This is a genomic window from Pseudomonas sp. OTU5201 (genome assembly GCF_038440135.1).
GTDB lineage: Bacteria > Pseudomonadota > Gammaproteobacteria > Pseudomonadales > Pseudomonadaceae > Metapseudomonas > Metapseudomonas resinovorans.
Genome location: NZ_JASATC010000080.1, coordinates 1 through 7,085 on the forward strand (window position 1 = coordinate 1; position 7,085 = coordinate 7,085).

At 63.1% G+C, this 7,085-nt stretch carries 5 protein-coding genes; 2 read left to right on the top strand and 3 right to left on the bottom strand.

Annotated features, from left to right (window positions below; all coding sequences use genetic code 11):
• Nucleotides 1-61: 61 nt before the first annotated feature.
• The 3 genes from AAHM40_RS26825 to AAHM40_RS26835 all read right to left on the bottom strand — a co-directional run bounded on the left by AAHM40_RS26825 (nucleotide 62) and on the right by AAHM40_RS26835 (nucleotide 4,318).
• A complete protein-coding gene (locus AAHM40_RS26825; RefSeq protein ID WP_342247414.1) occupies nucleotides 62-1,432 on the bottom strand; it encodes a DUF1329 domain-containing protein in 1,371 nt (456 codons plus the stop codon).
• 17 nt (nucleotides 1,433-1,449) lie between these two features.
• Nucleotides 1,450-3,216 (bottom strand): DUF1302 domain-containing protein, encoded by a 1,767-nt coding sequence (locus AAHM40_RS26830; protein ID WP_342247415.1) that lies wholly within the window; start codon nucleotides 3,214-3,216, stop codon nucleotides 1,450-1,452.
• A 193-nt stretch (nucleotides 3,217-3,409) separates the two neighbouring features.
• On the bottom strand, nucleotides 3,410-4,318 hold the full coding sequence (locus AAHM40_RS26835) for a LysR family transcriptional regulator (RefSeq protein ID WP_342247416.1): 909 nt from the start codon (nucleotides 4,316-4,318) through the stop codon (nucleotides 3,410-3,412).
• A 193-nt stretch (nucleotides 4,319-4,511) separates the two neighbouring features.
• Between AAHM40_RS26835 and AAHM40_RS26840 the strand changes: the two genes are divergently transcribed.
• Complete coding sequence (locus AAHM40_RS26840) at nucleotides 4,512-5,693, top strand: acyl-CoA dehydrogenase (protein WP_028627131.1); 1,182 nt, start codon at nucleotides 4,512-4,514, stop codon at nucleotides 5,691-5,693.
• A gap of 67 nt (nucleotides 5,694-5,760) precedes the next feature.
• Nucleotides 5,761-6,984, top strand: coding sequence for a CaiB/BaiF CoA transferase family protein (locus AAHM40_RS26845; protein WP_342247417.1), 1,224 nt, complete (start codon nucleotides 5,761-5,763; stop codon nucleotides 6,982-6,984).
• Nucleotides 6,985-7,085 lie beyond the last annotated feature (101 nt).

A 7,085-nucleotide genomic window follows, 5' to 3' on the forward strand; every position in this document is an offset into this window, starting at 1 on the left:
CCCCCAAACCGCGGCGTAACGGGGGACGGGGGCGCCCCGCGGCGCGGGGCGCCCGTGGAGATCAACGGATGCCCGCGTTGCGCAGGGCTGCCGGGGTGTAGTCGGCGCCGGTGGCGGCAAAGCCGAACTCGATGCCGTGCTTCTCTTCGTTCTTCAGGCCGAGGGCGATGTAGCGTCCGGCAATGACGTCGTAAAGGGCCTCGACCGCGTAGGTGCTGACCTGGCGCTGGTAGTGGTAGCTGGCGTGGCCTTCACCGACGCGCCAGAGCTGGCCACGGCCGTCGTAATGGTCGGCGTAAGCAATCTGCCAGCTGTCTTCATCGATGAAGTAGTGGCGCTTGGCATAGATATGCCGCTCGTTGGGCTTGAGGGTAGCGACCACTTCCCACACGCGGTGCAGTTCATAGCGGGTCAGATCCTGGTTCAGGTGACCCGGCTGGACGATCTCCTTGTACTTGAGCTGGGGCGATTCCAGCTTGTAGCTGTTGTAGGGGATGTACATCTCCTTCTTGCCCACCAGCTTCCAGTCATAGCGGTCCGGGGCGCCGGAGAACATGTCGAAGTTGTCGGCGGTACGCATACCGTCTGCGGCGGTGCCGGGACCGTCATAGGCCACCTGCGGTGCGCGGCGTACGCGGCGCTGGCCGGCGTTGTAGAGCCAGGCCAGGCGTGGCTCCTTCACCTGGTCGATGGTCTCGTGGACCAGCAGCACGTTGCCGGCCAGACGCGAGGGTGCCAGGACCCGTTGCTTGAAGTAGAGCAGCACGTTGGCCGACTTCTCCTTGTCCAGCTGGGCCATGTCCGCCGGGAAGGCGATTTCATCCTCGAACTGCACCGGGGTGAAGGAACCGTTGGTCTGCGGCGTGGCCTGGATTATCAGGCGGCGGGCATTACCGCCGCGGTAGCGGGTGATGTGGTTCCACATCACCTGCACGCCATCCTTGGGAACGGGGAAGGCGTAGTAGTGGCTGTCGGCAAAGTTGGACAGGCCGTTACCGCCGTCCACCGGCTGGGTGCTGAGGGCGCTTTGCCTGGCCGCGTCATAGATGGCCTGAGGTGCGGCGGCGCTGCGGTGGCTGGGGTAGACCGGGATCTTGTAGGTGCTGGCGTAGCGCTTGAACATCGCCATCTGCCCGGGGGACAGTTTGTCCTTGTACTGCTCGGCGTTGGCGGCGGTGATGGTGAACAGCGGCTGTTCGTTGGCATAGGGGTTGCCGAGGAAGCCATTGGCGTCGACCACGGCGGCGTTGGTCGGCAGGCCGCCGGTCCAGGCCGGGATGCTGCTGTCGGCGTTGCCGACCTTCTCCGCGCCCAGCGGGGTAAGGCTGGCACCTAGCTGCGCGGCTTCTTCCTGAGTGACGGCGGCCATGACGTTGGTGGCCAGCAGGCTAAGGGCCAGGACACCACTTTGCAGGATGCTTCTCTTGGTCATTCCGGGAATCCTTACGATCAGAAGTTGAGGCCGAAACTGAGGGCGACGAAATCGCGGTCAGTGGTCGTGTTGTAGTGCCCGCCAAAGAAGTCGGTGTAGCTGAGGCTGGCGGTGTAGGTGTTCTGATAGTCGGCGTTGAGGCCGAGGCTGATGGCCTTGGAGCCTTCGTTGAAGTTCGGGCCATAGCCGTCGACGTCATGGGACCAGGCGACGCTCGGGGTCAGGTTGATGCCGGCAATGACGTTGCTGTAATCCAGGCTGGCGCGGGCTCGGTAGCCCCAGGAGCTGCTGGTGTAGAAGCCCTTGTCGTTGCACTCGCGCTGGGTTGGGCTGGTGGCGGTGAGGGCCTGACAGAGCGCCTGGGAGGAGAGCTGGCCAGGACCGTAGATGGGGTCGCGGCCGTAGCGCAGTTCGCCGATGTCATCGCTCAGGCCGCCGATATGGTTGTAGCCCACTTCGGCCACCAGGGTCAGGCGGCTGGCGCCCATTACCTGATCAACGAACTGGGTGGCGGTGACCTGCGCCTGCGTGACCGGTTTGCGCTCGTAGCCATGCAGGTCTTCGCCTGCGAGATTGCGACCATGGCCGCTCTCGAAGACCGGCGAAACCGGCACGCCGAGGGCTGCGAAGGACAGGTCGGTACTGTTGAGTTGCAGTGGCATGTTCGGCCGGAAGCTGACTTCGCCGGCCAGGGAAGTGCCTTCAACGTTGGTCTGGAAGCTCAAGCCGTAGAGGCGAATGTCCTCCGGGTACTCGATGAAGTAACGCGCGCCAGGAGCGCCAGGGATGATCGCAGCGCTCGGGGTTGTGGTGCGAATGGTGCTGAACACCGGGCCGCGGCTGTGGTAGTTCATCGCGTAGGCGCCGAACTCGGTATCGTTCAGCTCCGTCACGAACCAGCGCAGCGCCACGCCGAACTGGCCGCTGTCGCGGGCGTCGCGGTCGCCGGCGCGGGGAATGTAGAGGGTGCCGCCGGTGTTGGTGGACTCGCCGGGCGGCAGGTCCGGGCCGGCGACCACCAGGCGGTCCACGCAGCCGTCGGCCACCACGTCCGAGGTGGAGAAGAAGGTGCCGCAGTTGTCGGCCACCGTCTGGTCCCATTCCAGTTGGTAGAAGGCCTCGGCCGAGAGGTTATCGGTCAGGCTCTGGGACAGGTAGATCATGTTCACCGGGATCAAGCCTTCCTTGATCTCGGCACCCGGGCGGCGGAAGGCCGCGGCGTCAATGGGGTTGATCGAGTTGATGCTGTTGCCGATGAAGGTGCTTTCGCCCCAGCTCACGACCTGCTTGCCGACCCGGAAGCTGCCCGGCAGGTCGCCCAGGTTGTAGTTGTGGTAGATGAAGGCATCGAGCAACTGCGCGCCGGAGGATTGGGCCCCCTCTTTACGGTTGTGGTCGTCGATGTCGTAGAAGAGGCGGTGTTCATCCTTTAGTTCGAAGTCGTACCAGTACTTCCCGCGGAGGAATACCCCGGTATCGCCGTATTTGAGTTCCAGGTCGTGAATGCCCTTGAAGATCTTCGAGAAGGTCTCCCCCTTCTTGAAGTTCAAGCGGCCGTCGTCGGATGTGCGCGACAGCGCCTCGCCGCCGCTGGCGGTGGAGATGAACTCCGGATCGGGCGAACGCACGGCCCAACTGGCCCCGACCGAGAGGGAGGAGTCGAACTGAGCTTCGATGTCACCGATGTTGAACGTGATGGCATGTGCCTGGGCGCTGCAACCCAGGGCGACGGCGGCGGCCAGCGTGTGCGGCCGGAAGATTCCGCGCATTGTTCTTGTTGTCATGCGGCTCTCCAGAGCGGGTCTTGGGAGGCCTCATGCTAATCAGCCGCAACCGGCGCCATAACTGCCTGAACGGGCGATTTCACCTATCACCCGAGTGGGTGATAGGGCTGCTGGGAAGGGACGCTGAAGAGGGGTGTGTCGTAGGCGTTTCGAGGTGGGCGCCGAGGATTGCTACCTGGGGTTACAGGGGACCTCAATCCAGCCCCGCTTCAGTTCGATACTGGCGGGCAGCGTCCACCAGCCAGTCGCGGAAGGCCCCCAGGGCGGCGGATTCGAGCTTGCGTTCGGGGATGATCAGGTAATAGGCCTTGTCGCTGCGGAAACTGTGGGGGTGGGCCACCATCAGGCGGCCGTCGGCCAGTTCACGCTGGATCAGGAAGGGCGGAATCAACGCCACGCCCATCTCGTGCATGGCGGCCTGGGCCAACATCGAGAAGAGTTCGTAACGCGGCCCACTGAGGTCGCGGGCGACGTTCATTCCAAGAGAGCTGAACCACTGGCGCCAGGCGTAGGGGCGGGTGGTCTGCTGCAGCAGTGGCAGGCGGGCGATGGATTCGGCATCCAGGCTACCGCGCCCTTCCAGTAACGCCGGGCTGCACACCGGCACCGAGTTTTCGTGCATCAGGAAGTCAGCGCGAGTCCCTGACCATTCGGCATCGCCAAAATAAAGGGCGGCATCGAAGTCGGTGTCGGCAAAGAGGAAGGGACGAGTGCGGTTGGTCAAGTTGACCGTGACTTCCGGGTGCAGACGCTGGAAATCCTTCAGTCGAGGTACCAGCCACTGGGTGCCGAAGGTGGGAACGATGGCCAGCTCCACTGTCATCGCGCCCTGCTGGCCCATCACGGCGAGGGTATCGCGCTCCACCGCATCGAGCTGGGTGGCGATACGGCGAGAGTAGGCCAGACCAGCCTCGGTCAGTTTTACCCCGCGCCGTGAGCGGCGGAACAGCTCCAGGCCGAGGAATTCCTCCAACCCGGCAATCTGCCGGCAGATGGCGCTCTGGGTCAGTGCCAGCTCGTCGGCCGCCCTGGTGAAGCTCTGATGGCGGGCGGCGGATTCGAAGGCGATCAGGGCGGCGGTGCTGGGGATCTTCCGACGCATACTGTACCTCTGTGGCACAAGTGGTGGCTGTAAATAGCGTGGTATGGCGTTTCGGAGTGAGAAATTAGCACAACAGCATGCGAAATCCTCGTTTGTCTGATCCGGCCTAGGCTGTCTAGGATGCGTCAACACTGATAAGGCAGGGTCCCGCGATGGCCCAGCCCCTGATTCCCGCTTACCGAGGACACTCCCCATGGCCGCCAAAGCAAGCTTCAACTGGATCGACCCGCTCCTGCTGGACCAGCAGCTCAACGAGGAAGAGCGCATGGTACGTGACAGCGCCCAGCAATTCGCTGCTGACAAGCTGGCTCCGCGAGTCCTGGAAGCCTTCCGTCATGAGCAGACCGATCCGGCGATCTTCCGCGAGATGGGCGAGACCGGCCTGCTCGGTGCGACCATTCCGGAAGCCTACGGTGGCAGCGGGCTCAACTACGTGTGCTACGGCTTGATTGCCCGTGAAGTGGAGCGTGTGGACTCTGGCTACCGCTCGATGATGAGCGTGCAGTCCTCCCTGGTGATGGTGCCGATCTACGAATTTGGCAACGAAGCCACCAAGCAGAAGTACCTGCCGAAACTGGCCAGTGGCGAATACATCGGTTGCTTCGGCCTGACCGAGCCGAACCACGGTTCCGACCCGGGTTCGATGATCACCCGCGCCAAGAAGGTCGACGGCGGCTACCGCCTGACCGGTAGTAAGATGTGGATCACCAACAGCCCAATCGCCGATGTCTTCGTGGTCTGGGCCAAGGACGATGCCGGCGAGATCCGCGGCTTCGTGCTCGAGAAGGGCTGGCAGGGCCTGTCCGCTCCGGTGATTCATGGCAAAGTCGGTCTGCGCGCCTCCATCACCGGCGAGATCGTGATGGACAACGTCTTCGTACCGGAAGAGAACGCCTTCCCGGACGTGCGCGGCCTGCGCGGTCCGTTCACCTGCCTGAACTCTGCTCGCTACGGTATTTCCTGGGGTGCGCTGGGTGCCGCCGAAGCCTGCTGGCATACCGCCCGCCAGTACGTGCTGGACCGCAACCAGTTCGGTCGCCCGCTGGCCGCCAATCAGCTGATCCAGAAGAAACTGGCCGACATGCAGACCGAGATCACGCTGGCCCTGCAAGGTTGTCTGCGCCTGGGCCGGATGAAGGACGAGGGCACCGCTGCGGTGGAAATTACCTCGATCATGAAGCGCAACTCCTGCGGCAAGGCCCTGGATATCGCCCGCATGGCGCGTGACATGCTGGGCGGCAACGGTATCTCCGACGAGTTCGGCGTGGCACGTCACCTGGTCAACCTGGAAGTGGTGAATACCTACGAGGGGACCCACGACGTCCACGCACTGATCCTCGGTCGCGCGCAGACCGGCATCCAGGCGTTCTTCTGATCCTCGACCGGTTCTCTCCTTTATATAGAAGGGAGGACCGGGTCCTTTCGCGAATCCAGGTGATCCCATGGCCGGTGCTCTCTCCCATATCCGTGTGCTCGACCTCTCCCGCGTACTGGCTGGCCCTTGGGCCGGTCAGATCCTCGCGGACCTGGGGGCCGAGGTCATCAAGGTCGAACGTCCGGGCTCGGGCGACGACACCCGCGCCTGGGGGCCACCTTTCCTCAAGGGCTCCGACGGTCGTGATACCAGCGAGGCGGCTTACTTCCTCGCGGCCAACCGTAACAAGCAGTCGGTAACCGTCGACTTCACCCGTACCGAGGGTCAGGAGCTGGTTCGCGAACTGGCGGCGAAGTCCGACATCCTCATCGAGAACTTCAAAGTGGGTGGGCTGGCGGCTTATGGGTTGGACTATGAATCGCTGAAGGCTATCAACCCGCGCCTCATTTATTGCTCCATCACCGGCTTCGGTCAGTCCGGCCCTTATGCCAAGCGCGCGGGCTACGACTTCATGATCCAGGGGCTGGGTGGGCTGATGAGCATCACCGGGCGCTCTGATCAAGAAGACGGTGCCGGCCCGGTCAAGGTGGGGGTGGCCCTGACCGACATCCTTACCGGGCTCTATTCCTCCGTGGCCATCCTGGCTGCACTGGCCTCGAGGGAGATCGGCGGCAAGGGTCAACACATCGACATGGCGCTGCTGGATGTTCAGGTGGCATGCCTGGCGAACCAGGCGATGAACTACCTGACGACGGGGAATCCGCCACGGCGGCTTGGCAATGCTCATCCAAACATCGTGCCCTATCAGGACTTCCCGACAGCGGATGGCGATTTCATCCTCACCGTGGGTAACGACAGTCAGTTCCGCAAGTTTTGCGAGGTCGCCGGTCATCGGGAGTGGGCGGACGACCCGCGTTTTTCAAGCAACAAGGCACGAGTCGCTCATCGTGCCGAGCTGATTCCCATGATCCGACAGGCCACCGTCTTCAAGACCACGGCTGAATGGGTTAGCGCATTGGAAGAAGTCGGCGTGCCCTGTGGTCCGATCAACGACTTGGCGGCGGTCTTCACCGATCCTCAAGTGCTGGCGCGGGGTCTCCGGGTCGAACTCGAGCATCCGTTGGCGGGTGTGTTGCCACAGGTGGCCAGCCCATTGCGCCTATCCGATACCCCCGTTGAGTACCGCATGCCTCCACCGCTTCTCGGCGAACACACCCAGGACGTGCTGCAGCGCGTGCTCGGACTGGCGGCGGAACAGGTGGAGGCGTTGCGCAAAGCAGAGGTTATCTAGCCCTTCTTACATAGGCACGAGAAAGACGCTGAAGATAATTTCAATTAAGTGTTGACGGCAGAATCTGCATCCCTATAATGCGCACCTCTTCCGGCGCAGTC

Coding starts and splice junctions, on each gene's coding strand:
- AAHM40_RS26845 (WP_342247417.1), top strand. CDS start 5,761: ATGGCCGGTGCTCTCTCCCATATCCGTGTGCTCGACCTCTCCCGCGTA.
- AAHM40_RS26825 (WP_342247414.1), bottom strand. CDS start 1,432: ATGACCAAGAGAAGCATCCTGCAAAGTGGTGTCCTGGCCCTTAGCCTG.
- AAHM40_RS26835 (WP_342247416.1), bottom strand. CDS start 4,318: ATGCGTCGGAAGATCCCCAGCACCGCCGCCCTGATCGCCTTCGAATCC.
- AAHM40_RS26840 (WP_028627131.1), top strand. CDS start 4,512: ATGGCCGCCAAAGCAAGCTTCAACTGGATCGACCCGCTCCTGCTGGAC.
- AAHM40_RS26830 (WP_342247415.1), bottom strand. CDS start 3,216: ATGACAACAAGAACAATGCGCGGAATCTTCCGGCCGCACACGCTGGCC.